19 protein-coding genes are annotated in these 17,998 nt (G+C 37.6%); 15 read left to right on the top strand and 4 right to left on the bottom strand.

Annotated features, from left to right (window positions below; translation table 11 throughout):
- Window positions 1–684 precede the first annotated feature (684 nt).
- Both QWT87_RS12680 and QWT87_RS12675 read right to left on the bottom strand, forming a co-directional pair.
- Window positions 685–999 carry a hypothetical protein gene (locus QWT87_RS12680; RefSeq protein WP_302716382.1) on the bottom strand — a complete coding sequence of 105 codons (315 nt, stop codon included), beginning with the start codon at window positions 997–999 and terminating at the stop codon, window positions 685–687.
- Between the two features lie 32 nt (window positions 1,000–1,031).
- Entirely contained in the window at window positions 1,032–1,460 is a 429-nt protein-coding gene (locus QWT87_RS12675; RefSeq protein WP_076393214.1) for a DUF4268 domain-containing protein, read from the bottom strand.
- Window positions 1,461–1,600: 140 nt separating this feature from the next.
- Here QWT87_RS12675 and QWT87_RS12670 point away from each other — a divergent pair, with 140 nt between their 5' ends.
- From QWT87_RS12670 to QWT87_RS12645, 6 genes are all read left to right on the top strand, one after another.
- Window positions 1,601–2,008 (top strand): RrF2 family transcriptional regulator, encoded by a 408-nt coding sequence (locus tag QWT87_RS12670; RefSeq protein ID WP_076393217.1) that lies wholly within the window; start codon window positions 1,601–1,603, stop codon window positions 2,006–2,008.
- Window positions 2,009–2,097: 89 nt separating this feature from the next.
- Window positions 2,098–2,790, top strand: a complete 693-nt coding sequence (locus QWT87_RS12665; protein WP_302716381.1) for a phosphoadenylyl-sulfate reductase — start codon at window positions 2,098–2,100, stop codon at window positions 2,788–2,790.
- Window positions 2,791–2,805: 15 nt separating this feature from the next.
- Window positions 2,806–3,714: a sulfate adenylyltransferase subunit CysD gene (gene cysD, locus QWT87_RS12660; protein WP_302716380.1), complete on the top strand. Its 909-nt coding sequence runs from the start codon at window positions 2,806–2,808 to the stop codon at window positions 3,712–3,714.
- A gap of 181 nt (window positions 3,715–3,895) precedes the next feature.
- Complete coding sequence (locus QWT87_RS12655; RefSeq protein ID WP_302716379.1) at window positions 3,896–5,137, top strand: sulfate adenylyltransferase subunit 1; 1,242 nt, start codon at window positions 3,896–3,898, stop codon at window positions 5,135–5,137.
- 121 nt (window positions 5,138–5,258) lie between these two features.
- The gene (locus tag QWT87_RS12650) at window positions 5,259–6,143 is read left to right on the top strand and encodes a sulfite exporter TauE/SafE family protein (protein WP_302716378.1); all 885 of its coding nucleotides are present in this window, start codon (window positions 5,259–5,261) and stop codon (window positions 6,141–6,143) included.
- A gap of 92 nt (window positions 6,144–6,235) precedes the next feature.
- Complete coding sequence (locus QWT87_RS12645; RefSeq protein ID WP_087711034.1) at window positions 6,236–6,526, top strand: putative quinol monooxygenase; 291 nt, start codon at window positions 6,236–6,238, stop codon at window positions 6,524–6,526.
- 158 nt (window positions 6,527–6,684) lie between these two features.
- Here QWT87_RS12645 and QWT87_RS12640 read toward each other — a convergent pair whose 3' ends face one another.
- Entirely contained in the window at window positions 6,685–7,485 is an 801-nt protein-coding gene (locus QWT87_RS12640; RefSeq protein ID WP_302716377.1) for a T9SS type A sorting domain-containing protein, read from the bottom strand.
- 96 nt (window positions 7,486–7,581) lie between these two features.
- On the opposite strand from QWT87_RS12640, the gene QWT87_RS12635 reads away from it, so the two are divergent.
- The 9 genes from QWT87_RS12635 (at window position 7,582) to QWT87_RS12595 (ending at window position 17,519) form a co-directional block, all read left to right on the top strand.
- Entirely contained in the window at window positions 7,582–9,699 is a 2,118-nt protein-coding gene (locus QWT87_RS12635; RefSeq protein ID WP_302716376.1) for a TonB-dependent receptor plug domain-containing protein, read from the top strand.
- Between the two features lie 14 nt (window positions 9,700–9,713).
- Window positions 9,714–10,802 carry an HmuY family protein gene (locus QWT87_RS12630; protein WP_302716375.1) on the top strand — a complete coding sequence of 363 codons (1,089 nt, stop codon included), beginning with the start codon at window positions 9,714–9,716 and terminating at the stop codon, window positions 10,800–10,802.
- Window positions 10,803–10,829: 27 nt separating this feature from the next.
- The gene (locus QWT87_RS12625; RefSeq protein ID WP_302716374.1) at window positions 10,830–11,705 is read left to right on the top strand and encodes a heme/hemin ABC transporter substrate-binding protein; all 876 of its coding nucleotides are present in this window, start codon (window positions 10,830–10,832) and stop codon (window positions 11,703–11,705) included.
- Window positions 11,689–12,732 carry a FecCD family ABC transporter permease gene (locus QWT87_RS12620; protein WP_268053672.1) on the top strand — a complete coding sequence of 348 codons (1,044 nt, stop codon included), beginning with the start codon at window positions 11,689–11,691 and terminating at the stop codon, window positions 12,730–12,732. The genes QWT87_RS12625 and QWT87_RS12620 overlap by 17 nt, the downstream gene beginning before the upstream one ends.
- Window positions 12,729–13,499 carry a heme ABC transporter ATP-binding protein gene (locus QWT87_RS12615; protein WP_302716373.1) on the top strand — a complete coding sequence of 257 codons (771 nt, stop codon included), beginning with the start codon at window positions 12,729–12,731 and terminating at the stop codon, window positions 13,497–13,499. Before QWT87_RS12620 ends, QWT87_RS12615 begins: the two co-directional genes overlap by 4 nt.
- 1 nt (window position 13,500) lies before the next feature.
- On the top strand, window positions 13,501–14,151 hold the full coding sequence (locus QWT87_RS12610) for a class I SAM-dependent methyltransferase (RefSeq protein WP_302716372.1): 651 nt from the start codon (window positions 13,501–13,503) through the stop codon (window positions 14,149–14,151).
- 4 nt (window positions 14,152–14,155) lie between these two features.
- The gene (locus tag QWT87_RS12605; RefSeq protein WP_302716370.1) at window positions 14,156–15,184 is read left to right on the top strand and encodes a hemin-degrading factor; all 1,029 of its coding nucleotides are present in this window, start codon (window positions 14,156–14,158) and stop codon (window positions 15,182–15,184) included.
- A gap of 605 nt (window positions 15,185–15,789) precedes the next feature.
- Window positions 15,790–16,662: a ChaN family lipoprotein gene (locus QWT87_RS12600; RefSeq protein WP_302716369.1), complete on the top strand. Its 873-nt coding sequence runs from the start codon at window positions 15,790–15,792 to the stop codon at window positions 16,660–16,662.
- A 227-nt stretch (window positions 16,663–16,889) separates the two neighbouring features.
- Window positions 16,890–17,519 (top strand): peptide deformylase, encoded by a 630-nt coding sequence (locus tag QWT87_RS12595; protein WP_302716368.1) that lies wholly within the window; start codon window positions 16,890–16,892, stop codon window positions 17,517–17,519.
- 1 nt (window position 17,520) lies between these two features.
- Here QWT87_RS12595 and QWT87_RS12590 read toward each other — a convergent pair whose 3' ends face one another.
- Window positions 17,521–17,835, bottom strand: a complete 315-nt coding sequence (locus QWT87_RS12590) for an aminoacyl-tRNA hydrolase (RefSeq protein ID WP_108410600.1) — start codon at window positions 17,833–17,835, stop codon at window positions 17,521–17,523.
- Between the last annotated feature and the right edge of the window lie 163 nt (window positions 17,836–17,998).

The following is a 17,998-nucleotide window of genomic DNA, read 5'->3' as shown; positions in this document are numbered from 1 at the left end:
CTAAATGTTTATTTAAAGCTGGTAATTATAAATAAGAAGATCACAATAGTTTTTAAAAATCTTTGATTTTTATTCTTTTAAGTGCTTTGATTATTCTTGAAATTCGCTTTATCATTATTTTTTGCATCTTTTGCGGTTAATTCTGAAATTATTTTAATCACAAGTTTAAAAATATTTACGCGGCTTCCGATCCTGATTTGGATTAAAAAGATTCATCTTCTTGACACAAAACTAACCTTGAAATCTGTTTTCAGGCTTCGTGCAGCAAATTTCATTTGCCTTTGCCTTCTCAAAATTATACTGATAAAAATAATCTTTGCGTTAAAAAAATCCAAATTGAGAAAAGTCCTTAAATTTTTCTTTTGTTACCGCATTTCAGAATCAAAATAAGCTAATCTTAAATTAATAAGATCTGTTTTCAAGCTTCGCGCGGCAAATTTCATTTGCCTTTGCCTTCTCAAAATTATATTGATAAAAATAATCTTTGCGTTAAAAAAATCAAATTGAGAAAAGTCCTTAAATTTTTCTTTTGTTACCGCATTTCAGAATCAAAATAAGCTAATCTTAAATTAATAAGATCTGTTTTCAAGCTTCACGAGTCAAATTTCATTTGCCTTTGCCTTCTCAAAATTGTATTGATAAAAATAAATCTTTGCGTTGAAAAAATCAAATTGAAAAAAGTCCTTAAATTTTTCTTTTGTTACCACATTTAGGGCAGAATGTAGCGGTTTCCGTCCGGTAAGGTTTTCCGCAGTTTTCACAATCAGGACCATACATATCGATGAAATGATGCATGATGGCATTAGGATTTGTTTCTTCAAAACCGGTTAAATTATTGTAATAATCCAGCAGTTTTTTGAAATTTTCGTTTAAAGGCGTTTTTCTGGCTGTTTTAACTTCCTGAAATCCTTCAGTTAATAATTTCGAAGCAATTTTCCCCTCTTCTTCATCAAGCATGGGAACATCCATTCTGCACCTCCAGCAATATCTTATTTTCATGATATATTTTTGTATCCTTTAGAAACTATTTACTAAACATCTTTTATAAAATCCTCATATTCATAATAAAACCGCTCGAAGCCATCCATTTTTTCAACAAAAAATTCAAAGGCTTCCCGCCATGTATTTTTATTGAAAACAGAAATACCGTGCTTTTCAACCCAGATTCGGCTGATAACTTTTCCGTTTTCCAGCGTATAAAATTCTTCCTTGTGAAAATCGCCGATAAAATCCTTCAAAATATCTTCCAGTGACCATATTTTGTTGTAATACGCATCTCTGAAAACTTCATCCTTCATTTCGATATCCAGAGAAACTTCCGCTTTTTTCTTATCCGCATAAAATTTAAACGACATATCCTTGATTTTGGTATCGTACAAAATCCATTTTCTTGGAAAAGACTTTCCGAAAGCCGTCCAAAACTCTTTCTTTAACTGCTGTGCTTCCTGTTTACTGAACATGTGGCAAATTTAGGGATTTTGGACGGAAGAAGGAAGTACGAAGAAGGAAGTAATACGGTCTCTTAAAACTCCCGACCTCCATCTTCTAACTTCCGATCTCCTTATTATACATATCAAACAATTTTCTTATTTTTGTAGTAATGCTGTCTAAAAAATCTCAATACGCTTTCAAGGCACTGTCATATCTTGTAGAAAAGAGAAATGACGGACCGATTCTTATTTCCGAAATTGCCGAACACAAGAAAATTCCTTTAAAGTTTTTGGAAAATATCCTGCTTGAGCTTAAAAAAGCGGACATTCTCGATAGCAAAAAAGGAAAAGGAGGAGGCTATTTTTTCAAAGAAAATCCGGAAAATGTAAAGCTGGCGAAAATTATTCGTCTTGTGAACGGACCCATCGCACTGCTTCCTTGTGTAAGTTTAAATTTTTACGAAAAATGCGACGACTGCAGTGAAGATCATTGCGGTCTACACGACGTTCTGATTGAAGTTCGTGATGCTTCGCTGAATATTCTGGAGAAAAGAACGTTAATGGATTTGGTAGATTAATCAGATCCTTTTTTTTAAAATAATTAGTCTACTTTTTTGGTAGGATAATTATTTTATCTGATATTTGCATTACTTCAAATGAACAAAATATGATTTCAAAAGAAGATGCAGAGTTACTCAAACAGCTTTCCGCAGAAGAGGGACTGAAATTTATTTCTTCAAAAATTTCTGAAGGGGTTGTTTTTTCCACCTCACTCGGTCAGGAAGATCAGGTAATTACGGATATGATTTTCAAAAATCATCTGCCGGTAAAAGTGTTCACGCTTGATACAGGAAGACTTTTTTACGAGCACTACGAGTTGCTTTCCCAAAATAATTCCCGATATAAAACAAAAACCGAAGTCTATTTTCCGGAAAGTTCAGACGTAGAAAAATATGTGAATGAAAAAGGAATCAACGCATTTTATCATTCTATAGAAAACAGAAAAGAATGCTGTTTTATCCGCAAGGTTAAACCTTTAAACCGTGCGTTGGAAAATGCAAAAGTCTGGATTACAGGATTGCGTTCCGAACAGTCTGAAAACAGAGAAAATATGCCGGTTCTCGAATGGGACGACGATCGTAAACTTTACAAATATAACCCCTTAATTCACTGGAATTACCAGAATGTTTTAGATTATCTGAAAGAAAATAAAGTTCAGGAATTGTCTTTACACAAAAAAGGATTCATCAGTGTCGGTTGTCAACCCTGTACAAGAGCAATCGAAGAAGGAGAAAATCCGCGCGCCGGACGATGGTGGTGGGAAAGTTCACAGAAAGAGTGCGGTCTGCATTCTCATTAATTAAAAAAATAAAAAATGACGACACATACGTTAGATTATCTGGAGCAGTTGGAAGCAGAAAGTATCTACATTATGAGGGAAATTGCCGCTCAGTTTGAAAAACCTGCGCTGCTTTTCAGTGGCGGAAAAGATTCTATCACTTTGGTTCATCTGGCAAAAAAAGCTTTTGCTCCGATGAAAATTCCTTTTCCGTTAGTTCATATCGATACAGGACATAATTTTCCTGAAGTATTGCAGTTCAGGGATTATTTAGCAGAAAATATCGGCGCGGAACTGATTGTAAGAAAAGTGGAAGATACCATTAAAGCTAAAAATTTAACCGAACCGAAAGGAAAATTTGCTTCCAGAAACTGGCTGCAAACCCACACTTTATTAGATACAATTGAAGAATTCGGATTCGATGCATGCATTGGCGGAGCGAGAAGAGACGAAGAAAAAGCCAGAGCCAAAGAACGTTTTTTCTCTGTGCGTGATGAATTCGGACAGTGGGATCCGAAGCTGCAGCGTCCCGAATTGTGGAACATCTACAACGGAAGAATCAACAAAGGTGAAAATGTAAGAGTTTTCCCGATTTCGAACTGGACGGAGCTTGATGTCTGGAATTATATTAAAAAAGAAAATATCCAATTGCCATCCATTTACTTCGCACATGAGCGTGAGGTGATTGAGTATGACGGGCAGTTAATTGCCGTATCGGATTTTATTCAGATTGATGAAAATGATACGATTGTAAGTAAACAAGTCCGTTACAGAACCGTCGGAGACATGACCTGTACCGCCGCAGTAGAAAGTGCTGCCGAAACTTTGGATGAGGTAGTGAATGAAATCACCGCATCCAGAATTTCCGAGCGCGGCGAAACCCGAATCGATGATAAAGTGACGGAAGCTGCGATGGAAGACCGGAAGAAAGGAGGTTATTTTTAGGCTGGAAGTTGGAGGCAGGAAGATGGGAGCTAGAAGCTAGAAGATGGAAGATAGAAGTTGGAGGCTTGATGTTGGTAGATGGAAGTTTTTGTAGTAAGCCTTTAATCTTAATCTTAATCTTAGCCTAAACCTTAACCTCACTCTCAACCTCACTCAATTACTCATTATTAATAAAACAAACGTGGACATATTAAGATTTATCACGGCAGGAAGCGTAGACGACGGGAAAAGTACCCTGATCGGAAGACTTCTGTACGACAGTAAAAATATATTGATCGATCAGCTTGAAGCGCTCGAAAAACAGTCAAAAAATAAAAACGAAAACGGAGTAGACCTTGCTATTTTAACCGATGGCTTAAGAGCAGAAAGAGAGCAGGGAATTACCATCGATGTTGCGTACCGTTATTTTTCGACGCCGAAAAGAAAATTTATTATTGCCGATGCACCGGGACATATTCAGTATACAAGAAATATGATTACGGGAGCTTCCAATTCGCAACTGATTGTTATTCTGATTGATGCGAGACAGGGCGTGATTGAACAGACAAGAAGACACTCCATTATTGCTTCTTTATTGAAGATGAAAAATGTGGTGGTCGCCATCAATAAAATGGATCTCGTTGAGTATTCTGAAGAAGTTTTTAAGGATATAAAAGCTCAGTATGAATTGGTTGCAGAAAAATTAGGGTTAAAAAATGTAAATTATTTCCCGATTTCGGCATTTCATGGCGACAATATTGTTGAAAGATCAGAAAATATGGCTTGGTATGAAGGTTCTACGCTGTTGGATTTCCTCGAAACAGTTGAAATCAATTCAGATCAAAACTTTCAGAGTCCGAGATTTCAGGTTCAGTATGTCATTCGTCCGCAAACGGAGAATCTGCATGATTACAGAGGGTACGCAGGAGAAGTTCTTTCGGGAATTTACAAAAAAGGTGACGAAATTACGGTGCTACCTCAGAATATTCAGACTAAAATTTCAAAAATAGAAACAGGAGGCAAAGAAGTGGAATTTGTTTTTGCCAATCAGCCCGCAGTTCTGCATGTTGAAGATGATATTGATATCAGCAGAGGCGATTTTTTAGTAAAAACCGAAAGCCTTCCGAAGGTTGAAAATGAAATTGAAGCCGTTGTCTGCTGGCTGGATAAAAAGGAATTAAACGAAGGAAACAAATATTTCATTCAGCACAAAAGCAAACTTTTAAAAGCGATTATCAAAGAAATTGAATATAAAATAGACGTTAATACTTTAGAAAAAACGCCGGTTTCTGAAAGCATAAAATTAAACGAAGTCGTAAAAGTCCGTTTAAAAACAGCTTCACCCCTGGTTTTCGACAGCTTTGAAGAAAGCAATGCAACAGGCAACGCTGTATTGATCGACGAGACAGGCAATTCAACGGTGGGAGCCGTAATGATTTTGTAAATTAAACAAACATAATCTTAGTCATTTAGGAAAGATTTAAAAAGGTAAGCTGATTTAAAGTGAATTTTCTTAGCTGCATAAATATTTCAGTAATGGTTTAAAACGATAGAAAACAGAAAAAATGGTTATTTCAGGAAAAGTTCAGTTCAGGTTAAATGTATTTTTTGTGACGATCGCACTTCTGTCGGTTGTTGCCTTTACGATGTATGAACTGGGCTATCTGGATGAACTGTTCACTGTTTTAGCCAAAGACAATTACATTTTCTACTGGATGATGTTGGTGGGAGTTTTGGCAGAAATCGTTGCAGGATCAATGGGAATGGGATATGGTGTAATTTGTACGACCACGCTTTTGTTTCTCGGAATTCCGCCTCATGCGGTGAGTGCGAGTATTCATTCTGCGGAAAGCTTTACAACAGCAGCCGGAAGCATCAGTCATATCAGACTGAAAAACGTAAGCAAAAGTCTGGTGAAAAGACTCGCCATTCCTGCGGTTTTCGGAGCCGTTATCGGGGCGGTTTCGCTCACATATCTCGGAGAATATTATTCAAAAATCACCAAAACAATTATTTCTTTCTACACATTATATCTGGGAATTCAGATTTTATCCAATGCGTTTAAAAATAAGCAGGACAAAAAATTGAAACGGAAAACAAATTTAACGCGTTTGGGAGTGATCGGAGGTTTTATCGATTCCTTTGCCGGAGGAGGATGGGGACCGTTGGTAACGGGAACTTTAATTAAAAATTCCTTTACGCCGAGATTTGCGGTGGGAAGTTCTACGGTGGCAAAATTTATTTTAACCTTAACGGCAGCCATTACTTTTATTTTCACATTGGGAATTCAGCACTGGAATATCATTCTCGGTCTTCTGATCGGAGGAATTTTTACCGCTCCTTTTTCTGCGATGTTAACGGCAAAACTTCCTGTGAAAAGTATGTTTATCATCATCGGAACTCTGGTCATCGTGATGAGCTCAATTACCATTTACAAATCTGTTTTTTAGTGATAAAATCTGTTAAATGTGGAAAAATAAAAGCATGAAATATATTTTCGGTTTTGAAAATATTCTACATTTACACCACTAAAAAAATAACAATGAACATAAACGTAGTTGCGCTTTTCAGGTTTAATGAGAATTATCTGATGGAAGCAGTTGAACTTTTCCAGATTCTGGTAAGAGAAACCAGAAAAGAAGAGGGATGTCTGCAGTATGACCTTATTGAAGACAAAGATAACAAAGGAACTTTTTTCATGGTGGAATTGTGGGAAAGTGAAGAACACCTGAACCGCCACAACGGGCAGGATCATTTGCTGAATTTCAGAAGAGACGTTTCTAAAATGCTGGAAAGTTCTACTCAGGTATTTAAAGGATTTAAAACTCTGTAAACTGTAAGAAGAAAGTTAGTCACTTAAAAATAACTTTACTCTTCCTGAGGGAAGCATAAACTAAAAGGCTGTTCACTATTGCGGACAGCCTTTTATTAGAAAAAATAGAAAGTATTATCAATAAAGCTCCTGTGAACTTTTGTGATCCTGTGAAAAGTTTATTTTTTAATGAATTTTGATTTTACGATTTCTCCTTCCGCCGTTTCAATCAAGATGTAATAAACTTCGGTTTGAAGCGTACTGATGTCAAACGATCTTCCGGATAATTTTCCTTCGGCTGTTTTCTGACCTCCCGCTGAATAGATCTGAATTTTTTTCGGTTCTTTTTTAGCAACAAACTGCAATGCGGTATTGTCGGAATTCACGGCAAACTCTACACTTTCCTTTGATTTTGCCTGATCTGAAACTGCAAGTATCGAACTTACGGCATAAGAAATATCATCCAACTGAATCGCTGTGTGATTAAGACTTCCTACAATTCTGAAAGCAATATATTGTTTATTGGATGCAGGAATCGGTACGGAATACTGCGTATCTGTTGAAGTAAGCGTAATCGTATTTCCAATCTTTGTAAAACTTGCCATATCTGCTGTTGTAACGCCGTCCACAAATCCAACTTCAATAGTTCCGGTGCTTCCTGCGGAAGATCCTGCTGTAAGGGAAGATTTAAACGTAAGTGTCTGACTTCCATTAGGTGCAACAATTTGCGGAGCAATAGCATAACCCGGTGTATTCGTTGTGAAAAAGCTGTAATACTGGATATGTTTGTCCGCAGCATTTGAATTATCAACATATACCCAGGGTCCGGAACCACTCTGCACACGGTTCCAGTTATTTTGTGGCCATGCTGCACCTGTTCCTGCCGTAAAAGATTCAAAATTTTCATTAATCGCTGTTACTTGTGCATTTCCCGAAATCGCTGTAAGCAGTAAACCTCCAATAAGTAGTCCTAGTTTCATAACATTATTTTTATTTAGAATTATTCTACAAAATTATATAATTATTTTTAATTGTTCTAAATAAAATATTATATTTGTCAAAAATTTTTTGATCCTATGAAGAAGAAATTGCTTTCTGTTCTTGCTTTAACGATGATTTTGTGGATGGACGCGCAGAAAAAAGATTCTGTAAAGCTGGAAAAAATTGAAGAAGTTGTCCTTACCGGACAGTATACTCAGCAATCCATTAATAAATCAATTTATAAAGTGGAGGTCATCGACGCGCAGCAGATCAAAAATATGGCAGCAACCAATGTGGCAGATGTTTTAAATCAAAGTCTGAACATCCTGATTACTTCAGACCGCAATTCCGGAAATTCAACGGCGAGTTTACTGGGACTGGGTGGAGAATATACCAAAATCCTGATTGACAATATTCCTGTGGTGGGAGATGTGGGACTGGGAAACAATATAGATCTCACCAAACTCAATATCAATAATGTAGAACGTATAGAAGTGGTAAGAGGTTCAATGGGAGTGGATTACGGAAGTAATGCCGTTGCCGGAGTCATCAATATCATTACCAAAAAAAGCACTCAGAAAAAATTAACGTTAAATGCTTCCGTTCAGGAAGAAACCGTAGGAAAAGAATACAATTGGTACAAAAAAGGAGAAGGAAGACATATTCAAACGCTGAATGCAGGATATAACTTAAATGAAAACTGGTATATCGGAGCCAATATCAATCATAACGATTTTCAGGGATTCAAAGGAACGCAGGAAGGATATAAATATTTTGAACAGGACGGAAAAAGAGGATATCTGTGGCAGCCGAAAGATGTTCTGAATATCGACGGAGTAATTCGCTACAGTAAAAATAAAACTTCCGTTTTCTATAAATTCGGCTTCGTTAATGAACAACTCAATTTCTACAGCCCGATTGTTTCAGAACTTTATTTAGGAGAAGGCAACAGAACCTATACTTCTGCCGACAGAGATTACCTCACCACAAGATACGTTAATCAGTTAAATGTTCAGACCAAATTAGGCAACATCAATTATACAGGTGATTTTTCATATCAGACTCAGGACAGAAAATACAGAGATTTTACCTATGATATTCCGAACAGGAAAGTGATGGGAACCAAAGAAGCTTATCAGTCCTATAACAAAGCAGATGTCATTTATTCACGAGGTGTTTTCAGCAATTTTCTTGATGATAAAAAAATAGATTTCCAGTTGGGTTATGAACTCGATCATACCAAAGGATACGCAGGTTTTATAGCAGGAGATTTTGCAGGAAATAATGTAGACCGAAAAATTTTCAATTACGCCAATTTTATTTCTGCAGAATGGAATCCTACAGACTGGCTCTCATTAAGACCCGGTTACCGTTTGGCGCTGAGTGATAAATTTGATACACAGCACAATTATTCTTTAACGGTAAGAGGTAAAATTGATGATTCCAGTAATATCCGACTCGTTGCAGGAAGCGCGAACCGATTTCCGAATTTTGATGAACTCTACACCTACTTTGTAGACAGCAACCACGACATCAGAGGAAATGAAGATTTAAAACCGGAAGAAGGAATCACGATCTCTTTAAACGGAGACAAAAAATTCACGACCAATTCAGGATGGAATGTTCAGGTAGGAGCGAGCGCAACGTACATGGATCTCAAAAACAGAATAGAAGTTCTGCAGATCAATCAGAGTCCGTTGCAGTACAAATACATCAATATCAACAAATTCAGATCATTACTTTTTGAAGCCAATTTTAAAGTTCAGAAAAACCAGTTCAGTCTTGCTGCCAATGCCTCTTATTATGGCATCGGAAAAGAACTCTTTTCGGGAACTCTGGTTTCTCCCGATGATTTCTTTTACACATTCGAAGGAAAACTGGCTGCAAACTATACCCTCCCAAAAACCGGAACCAATGTTTCGTTGTTTTACAGACACGTCGGGAAACTTCAGATGTTTGTCTTAGACAGTCAGGATATTGCCCATCCTTTTTATTATGTGGGAGAGCGCGGCAACTTTAACATGATGGATTTCGTCGTAAGTCAGCCCTTTTTCAAAAATCATTTTGAACTCAGTGCAGGAGTCAAAAACATTTTTGATGTTTCATCCGTAAGAGACACCACCGTTGCCGGAACCGCACATGGAACCACCGATCCGAACTCGAACCTTTTCTACGGCAGAAGCTACTTCACCAGACTAACCTACAACTTTTAAAAATAATCATTGAAATGAAAAAAATACTGCTTTACCTCTTCATCGGGACATCATTTATCACCCAGTCCTGTATTAATGATAATGAAGATCCCGTTGCCATATCAAAAATTGAAGGTTCCATCGTGAATCCTACCGTTGGCGGACCTACACAGCCCAATCAGGTCTGGTTTGATCTGGGAACGGATTCTGAAGTGCTGACCAAAAGAACCGACTGGGATCTCGCTTTGTATTCAGGAAGCAATTTTAAAGTCATTCTTAATTCTTCTCTAATGATGGCAGCAGGAAAAATCCCGAATGCTGCGAATATCGATTTGGTCACAGAATCTCAGGTTTCCGGTTTGCAGGATCTTGTACAGGTTGCGAATTTTAACCCTTCCAACACCATTTATATTGATGATGTGAAAGGAAATTTTCCCATGGGTTACACCGCGATTGAAGAAATTAATCCCAGCGAATCTGAAAATGCAGTATACCTTCTGAACATGGGGAAAGGAATTTACACAGGAAATGTTCCTGCTGGAAGCGTTACCACAGCCGGAGAAAACAGAGGATGGATGAAAATTCAGATCTCGAGAACTTCAAACGGAGGATATAAAATAAAATATGCCCCATTAAATTCAACCTCTCACAAGGAATTAACCATCAATAAAAACTCCGCGTACAACTATAATTTCGTCAGCCTGAAAAATGAAAAAGAACTTTTCATTCAGCCTGAAAAAAAGAAATGGGATCTTTGCTTTTCGGTCTTTACCAATACCATTACAGGAGCTGGAAGCTATGTGTATGCAGACTTTATCACCATCAATAATGTAGGTGGAGCAGGAGCTTATGAAGTAAAAGCTTCAGGAACCACAACCGGTGTTGAAGCCTACAATAATTTTAAAGTTTCGGATATCGATCAGTCTAAATTCATTTATAACGATCAGCGCGTTATCGGAGGAAACTGGAGAGAAGTCGGACCTTCCGGATATCAGGTGAAAGGTGATGTATTTTATGTCATCAAAGATCCGGACGGATATTACTTTAAGCTGAGATTCACCAGACTTACGAGCAGCAGCGGCGAAAGAGGCTATCCGCAGTTCGAATACAAACCCTTGTTCTAAAAATTTTAAATCAAGTAAAAAGATATCATGAAAAAATTCATTCTTGCCGCATCTGTACTAATGGCAGTCTATTCCTGCAAAAAAGAAGGAGCTTCTACTGAAAATAAAACAGAACAAAGCTCTGAAGCTCCAAAATCTGCTCATAAAATCGTAACGCTGAATGGCGGAATCACTGAAATTGTAGCTGCTTTGGGTCACGAAAAAGAAATCGTGGGAACCGACGTGACAAGTACTTTTCCCGAATCTCTTAAATCGACAGCTAAAGATCTGGGACACGTAAGATCAATGACCATCGAGCCGATTATGGCAGTTTCTCCCACCTTAATTTTGGCTTCCGATAAAGACATCAATCCCGAACTGATGGGGAAAATTAAATCTTCCGGCATCAAAACAGAAATTTTTAAACAGGAATTTACCGTCGACGGAACTAAAAAACTGATCGCAGAAGTAGCGAAAGCAGTCGGAAATACAGATTATCAGAAACTGAATGATAAAATTGATGCCGATCTGAAACAGATTCAGCCGATTGCCAAAAAACCGAAAGTCCTGTTCATCTATGCAAGAGGAAATATGCTCATGGTTTCAGGAAAAAATACACCGATGGCTTCTTTAATTGAAATTGCAGGCGGACAGAATGCCGTTAATGGTTTTGAAGATTTCAAACCTTTAACACCGGAAGCGGTTGTAAAGGCAAATCCCGATGTATTATTCTTCTTCACGAGCGGATTGCAGGGAGCGGGAGGAAACGAAGGCGCGTTAAAAATGCCGGGAGTTTCCCAAACCAATGCCGGAAAAAATAAAAAAATTATTGCCATGGACGGCGGTCTTGTTTCCGGTTTCGGACCAAGATTAGGACAGGCAGCAGTAGAATTAAACCAACTTCTGATTGAAAGCACCAGGTAAATTATCCGTTTACATCATCATAAGCACCGTACTGCTTTGCATCATTGCAGTATGGTCGCTTAACACCGGAGTTTACGATTTCGGAGGTCAGTCTGCATTCACTGTTTTACAAAAAATAATGAACGGAGATCAGTCACTCACAATGAGCGATAAATATGTAGTCTGGGACGTAAGAGCAGCCAGAATTGTGATGGCGATCCTTATCGGAAGTATGTTGGCGGTTTCGGGAACCGGTTTGCAGGGATTGTTCAGAAATCCTCTGGCAACGGGAGATTTAATCGGGCTCACTTCCGGCGCAACCCTGCTTGCAGCCATTACCATCGTTTTGGGAGGATATTTCAGAGAATTTCTTCCTGAAGCCGTACAGTTTTCATTGGTGGGGATTGCTGCTTTTATCGGATCTTTTATTTCCATGCTTCTGGTGTACAGAATTTCAACCAGCGGCGGTAAAACCAATGTCGTGATGATGTTATTGTCGGGAGTTGCCATTACAGCGATCGGATTTTCCATTACAGGTTTCCTGATTTACATCTCAAAAGACGACCAGTTAAGAGATTTAACGTTCTGGAATTTAGGAAGTTTAGCCGCTGCAACATGGACGAAGAATATCATTTTGGGAATCGTATTGGTTATTTCATACACGGTTTTACTGCCAAAAGGTAAAGCGTTGAATGCAATGATGTTAGGCGAAAAAGATGCACAGCATTTGGGAATTAATGTAGAAAGATTAAAAAAGCAGATCATCCTTATTACGGCTTTAATGGTAGGAAGCTGTGTGGCATTTTCAGGAACCATTGGTTTTGTCGGGCTTATCGTTCCGTATATTTTAAGATTTTTGTTTAAATCAGACTATGCTGTTATTTTACCATTATCAGCGGTGTGCGGAAGCATTTTATTATTAACGGCAGATACTTTCAGCAGAAGTATTGTGGAACCTTCGGAACTTCCGATCGGGATTTTAACCGCTTTAATGGGAGGTCCGGTTTTCATTGCGATTTTAATTAAATTTAAAAAATCACTGTTATGATAAAAGCGCATCAGATCAGTTATCAGCATAAAACTTTTCATATTCTGGATTCGGTGGACGTTCATCTGGAATATGGCGAATTTCTGGCAATTGTCGGTCCAAACGGAGCAGGAAAATCGAGCCTTCTGAGTATTCTTGCTAATGAAATTAAATCTGAACAGCAGATTGTATTCAAAAACAGGCATATCAACGACTGGAATGTGAAAGAGCTTTCAAAACACAAAGCCAAATTTTCACAGCACAACAGCAACGATATTCCGCTGGAAGTAAAAGAGGTCGTGATGATGGGGCGTTATCCGTATTTCGATGCACAGCCCAAAACAGAAGACCATGAATCGACAAACCGAATGATGAATGAAACGGATATTCTGCATTTAAAAGAAAGAGAATACAACACTTTATCGGGAGGCGAAAAACAGCGCGTTCATCTTTCGAGGGTTTTTGCGCAGCTTCAGAACGAAATTGCCCACAAACTTGTTTTTTTAGATGAACCGTTAAATAATTTAGACATTAAACATCAGTACAAAGCATTGGAAATCATTAAAAATTTTACCAAAAAAGCCAATTCTGCGATTGTTGTTCTTCATGATCTCAATCTTGCCGCACAATATGCCGATAAAGTTTTATTAATGAAATCAGGAAAAGTTGCCGCATACGGAACTCCGAAAGAGGTTTTCACCGCAGAAAATATCCGGGAAGCCTACAATTTTCCGTGTACGATCTGCAATCATCCGGTAACTTCGCACCCAATGATTATTTTTGGATAATATGGATACAGAAAAACTGAAAATATTAGCACAGAATCTCGCCCATCCTCAAGGAGAAAAAGGAATCGAGATTGGCGAAATGATGAATGAAACCAACATCGGAATGACGTTGGAAAGCATACAGACCCTTTTAATAGAAGACAACGAACACGTTCTGGAAATCGGTCATGGAAATGCAGGGCATGTCGGAAATATTTTAAACAAAGCCATTGATGTAAAATATACCGGAATTGATATTTCGGAAACCATGCATCACGAAGCCATAAAACTGAATAAAGATTTTGAAAATCAGGCTGAATTTGTCCTGTATGAAGGAACAGAACTGCCTTTTGAAGACAAAACATTTGATAAAATATTTACCGTAAATACTGTTTATTTCTGGCAAAAACCAACATACTTTCTCAATGAAATTTACAGAGTTCTGAAAGACAACGGAACATTTGTTCTCACTTTCGGACAGCGGGATTTCATGGAAAAACTCCCTTTTACACAGTTCGGTTTTACGTTGTACAATACCGATGAAATGGAGGAAACCGTTTCCAAAAGTTATTTTAAAAGAATGAAAATTTCCGAACGGCAGGAAGAAGTAAAAAGCAAAACCGGAGAAGAAACCATCACAAGAAATTACACAATTTTAACCATTAAAAAATAAATAAATGAGCACATTAGTAAACGATCTGAAGGAAAAATGGGAAGCTCTTAAAGCTGAAAATCCGCATCTGAGAATCCGAAATGCCGCAGCAGAACTGGGAGTAAGTGAAGCAGATCTGTTGGCAACCAGCGTAGGAGAAGGCGTAAGGGTTCTGAAGCCGGAATTCCAGAATATTTTAGCAGAAGTGGAGCAGTTAGGAAAAGTAATGGCGCTTACACGCAACGAAGAGTGCGTTCACGAAAGAAAAGGAGTGTATCTGAACGGCGATTTCAGCAGTCCTCATGCACAGCTTTTCGTGGGAGAAGATATTGATTTAAGGATTTTCCTGAATCACTGGAAATTTGCTTTCGCAGTAGTGGAAGGAGATAAAAAAAGTCTTCAGTTTTTCGGAAAAGACGGTTTGGCGCTGCATAAAATTTACCTTACCAAAGACAGTAACGAAGCTGCATTCGATGAAATGGCAGAAAAATATAAAGCAGAAGAGCAGAACGGATCTTTCGATTTTGAAAAAGCAGCTCCGAAAGCAGAAGAAAAACCGGATGCCGAAATTGATGTAGAAGGCTTTCAAAAAGCATGGACAAATCTGAAAGATACCCACGATTTCTTTATGATGACCCGAAAATTCGGAGTGAGCAGAACGCAGGCGTTGAGACTGGCTCCCGAAGGTTTTGCAAAGAAAATTGAAAGCTCAAAAGTCGTAAACGTACTGGAAGATGCATCGGAAAAAGAACTTCCGATCATGATTTTTGTCGGAAACAGAGGAATCATCCAGATTCATACGGGAAATGTGAAAAAAACACTTTGGCATCAGCAATGGTTCAACGTGATGGATCCTGATTTCAATCTGCATCTGGACGTAACCAAAATTGCGGAAGCATGGATTGTGAAAAAACCGACGGAAGACGGAGAAGTGACCGCCATTGAAGTTTTCAATAAAGAGGGCGATTTTATCGTTCAGTTTTTCGGAAAAAGAAAACCCGGAATCCCGGAACTGCAGGAATGGAAAGACCTCGTTGCCGATCTTGAAAAATAAATTGAAATAGTTAGATAGTTTCTTTAAGCCGTTTTGTTTTTTACAGGCGGCTTTTTTTAATTTAAACGCAAATGGCACGAGTACTTTTCACAAATGACACAATGTAACGTTGATTTATTTTAATGCGAAGCTTTTTTAAACACGAATCGCACTAATATTTTTCACGAATGATACGATATTTAACGCGAAGAACGCGAAGTCTTTTTGACCTAATTGAGCATATTTTTTCGTTCGCAAGGGCACTTCGTTCAGCAAATGATAGAACTAGCCACTCAGCTAAGACATTGCCAAATGCAATCATAAAACGTTCGCTTAATAACAGATGAAATCTGAATAACTTTGCTTACTTTAAAATATTTACCTTAAAATATCTACTTTGCGTTAAAATAAATCAACGTTACCTTGTGTCATTCGTGAAACCATTTGTGATATTAGTGTTTAAAAAAAGCTTCGCGTTAAAATAAACAATGGATCATTAAAAAATTAAAGTTATATCGTGATATTCGTGAAACCATTTGTGATATTAGTGTTTAAAAAAACAACAGAAAATTAAAATTATATCGTGATATTTGTAAAGCCATTCGTGCTTAAAAAACAAAATTAAAATGAAAAATCTTTTCACCGCTCTGTTTATTTCTATGTTCTGCTCATTTCAGGCACAGCAATTTAAAGCCTATCAGTTTTACGACAAAAAAGGAAAATCAGTAAAGCCTGAAAAACTCATCAGACAACTGGCTGATTACGACGTGGTTTTCTTTGGTGAAAATCATAACAACTCCATCAACCATTGGTTACAGCTTAAAGTGACGGAAGGTTTGTATACTCAGAAAAACGGACAGCTTATTTTAGGTGCTGAAATGTTCGAAAGAGACAATCAGCCGCAATTGAATCAATATCTCAACGGGAAAATAGAAGCGAAAACACTGAAAGATTCCGCAAGACTCTGGAATAATTTCACGACCGATTATAAACCTTTGGTTGATTTTGCCAAAGCAAAAAAGCTGAACTTCATCGCAACCAATATTCCCAGAAAATATGCATCCCAAACCGCCAAAGAAGGTCTGGAATCTCTGAATAATTTATCTGAAAAAGAAAAATCTTACATCGCACAACTTCCCATAAAAGTAACGCTTGAAACACCGGGTTACCCTGAAATGAAAGCGATGATGGGCGATCACGCAGACGGAACCAAAGTGATGAATTTTATTTCCGCTCAGGCAATAAAAGATGCGACTATGGCGGAATCTATCCTGAAAAATCTGCAATCCGGAAAAACATTCATCCATTACAACGGAAACTACCACAGCAAGGAATTTGGCGGGATTTACTGGTACATTCAACAAAAGAATCCGAACCTGAAAATGGCGGTGATTTCTGTTTTTGAATCGGATGATCCTGAATTAAAAGTTCCTGAGAAAGATTACATTCCCACCGATTTTAATCTGATCATTCCCAGTGATATGACGAAAACGTATTGAGAAAGAGCCAGGTAAAAAGTGAAAAGTAAAAAGTTATGTTTTCATTTAGATTAAAAGTGTGTGAGAATTTCAAGCAGATTCTTCCTTCGTCAGAATGACAATGATTCGTTTAAAAGGCAATGAGGTCTGCATATTTTTCATTGCTTTTTATCAATATTCAAATAGGCTTTAACCAAAACAGACAAAACTTAGCCTGCAATATTTATCTTTGCAAAACATTCAGAAAAATGAAAAAAATATCCCTTCTTTTCATCCTTTTCATCGGTTTGATGAACGCTCAAAAACTGACACCAAACGAAATTTCCATTATCAATCAGGGAGATAAAAATTCTGCGTTGCCGATTTACCAGACCACAGATGAAAATCAGCACAAAACATTATTAAGCCTTTCTGCAGAAATCGATCCGTTGGATAAAAACACGGCAGTTTTAGTCAGCAGAATGAAAGAATCTTTACTTTCCACCGATGGCGGAGTGGGAATTGCCGCACCACAGGTTGGAATCAACAGAAAAGTAATCTGGGTTCAGCGTTTTGATAAAAAAGGCACACCGTTGGAATATTTCATCAATCCTGTCATTGTCTGGAGATCAGAATTACAGAATTTAGGTCCGGAAGGCGATCTTTCGATTCCCGATTTCAGAGATCAGTTTTACCGAAGCAAAGTCATTCAGCTTGAATATGTCGATTTAAAAGGTCAGAAATATTCGGAAATTGTGGAAAGTTTTACAGCTGTTATTTTCCAGCACGAAATCGATCATCTTTTCGGAATTTTAATTTCAGACAAAAAAGAAAAAGAGAAAAACGATTCTTATCAGAAAGTGGATGCTTTTAAGAAGAGCGATTCTGGGACGAGGTAATTCAGATATTCTGTGGAGTCCACATTTTCAGAAATTTAAATTTTTTCGGATATTCCTCTTTCGGACAAAATGCCAAAGCGACTTCTCTGTTGTCTAGTGAAGATTCCGTTAGTAAAACATAATCTGTCTCATTTTTAAAACTGTTAAACTCGGTTTCGTTTACGACACAAACTACTTTTTTGAATATTCCGCTGATCCATTGAATCATATTTTCGTTGTCCTCAAATTTTTTGTAGCAGGCTAAAGAAGCGTGTGCAGTAATTACAGGAACTAATTTGTCAGGAACAGTATTTAAAACGATGATGTACATTTTCATATAGTAACTTTTTACAATTTGAAAGATACAATAAGTTGTTTCAACTTTTATTGAACCAAAAAAGATGAGAGAAGTTTTTATTCTTTTGAGAACCTCAAATATCATAAACGCTTTAATTTTCTTTGTCTCTTTTGCGGTTAAAATCGAAATTACCTGTAAAAAA

Origin of the sequence: Chryseobacterium urinae (assembly GCF_030518295.1) — a bacterium.
Taxonomy (GTDB): domain Bacteria; phylum Bacteroidota; class Bacteroidia; order Flavobacteriales; family Weeksellaceae; genus Chryseobacterium; species Chryseobacterium mucoviscidosis.
Note: the sequence above shows the minus strand (reverse complement) of the source record. Positions and strands in the feature narration are given on the sequence as shown.

Bases quoted from the DNA above. Each gene is read 5' to 3' on its own strand.
- QWT87_RS12680 (WP_302716382.1), bottom strand. From the start codon at position 999: ATGAAAATAAGATATTGCTGGAGGTGCAGAATGGATGTTCCCATGCTT.
- QWT87_RS12675 (WP_076393214.1), bottom strand. From the start codon at position 1,460: ATGTTCAGTAAACAGGAAGCACAGCAGTTAAAGAAAGAGTTTTGGACG.
- QWT87_RS12670 (WP_076393217.1), top strand. From the start codon at position 1,601: ATGCTGTCTAAAAAATCTCAATACGCTTTCAAGGCACTGTCATATCTT.
- QWT87_RS12665 (WP_302716381.1), top strand. From the start codon at position 2,098: ATGATTTCAAAAGAAGATGCAGAGTTACTCAAACAGCTTTCCGCAGAA.
- cysD (WP_302716380.1), top strand. From the start codon at position 2,806: ATGACGACACATACGTTAGATTATCTGGAGCAGTTGGAAGCAGAAAGT.
- QWT87_RS12650 (WP_302716378.1), top strand. From the start codon at position 5,259: ATGGTTATTTCAGGAAAAGTTCAGTTCAGGTTAAATGTATTTTTTGTG.
- QWT87_RS12645 (WP_087711034.1), top strand. From the start codon at position 6,236: ATGAACATAAACGTAGTTGCGCTTTTCAGGTTTAATGAGAATTATCTG.
- QWT87_RS12640 (WP_302716377.1), bottom strand. From the start codon at position 7,485: ATGAAACTAGGACTACTTATTGGAGGTTTACTGCTTACAGCGATTTCG.
- QWT87_RS12635 (WP_302716376.1), top strand. From the start codon at position 7,582: ATGAAGAAGAAATTGCTTTCTGTTCTTGCTTTAACGATGATTTTGTGG.
- QWT87_RS12630 (WP_302716375.1), top strand. From the start codon at position 9,714: ATGAAAAAAATACTGCTTTACCTCTTCATCGGGACATCATTTATCACC.
- QWT87_RS12625 (WP_302716374.1), top strand. From the start codon at position 10,830: ATGAAAAAATTCATTCTTGCCGCATCTGTACTAATGGCAGTCTATTCC.
- QWT87_RS12615 (WP_302716373.1), top strand. From the start codon at position 12,729: ATGATAAAAGCGCATCAGATCAGTTATCAGCATAAAACTTTTCATATT.
- QWT87_RS12610 (WP_302716372.1), top strand. From the start codon at position 13,501: ATGGATACAGAAAAACTGAAAATATTAGCACAGAATCTCGCCCATCCT.
- QWT87_RS12605 (WP_302716370.1), top strand. From the start codon at position 14,156: ATGAGCACATTAGTAAACGATCTGAAGGAAAAATGGGAAGCTCTTAAA.
- QWT87_RS12600 (WP_302716369.1), top strand. From the start codon at position 15,790: ATGAAAAATCTTTTCACCGCTCTGTTTATTTCTATGTTCTGCTCATTT.
- QWT87_RS12595 (WP_302716368.1), top strand. From the start codon at position 16,890: ATGAAAAAAATATCCCTTCTTTTCATCCTTTTCATCGGTTTGATGAAC.
- QWT87_RS12590 (WP_108410600.1), bottom strand. From the start codon at position 17,835: ATGAAAATGTACATCATCGTTTTAAATACTGTTCCTGACAAATTAGTT.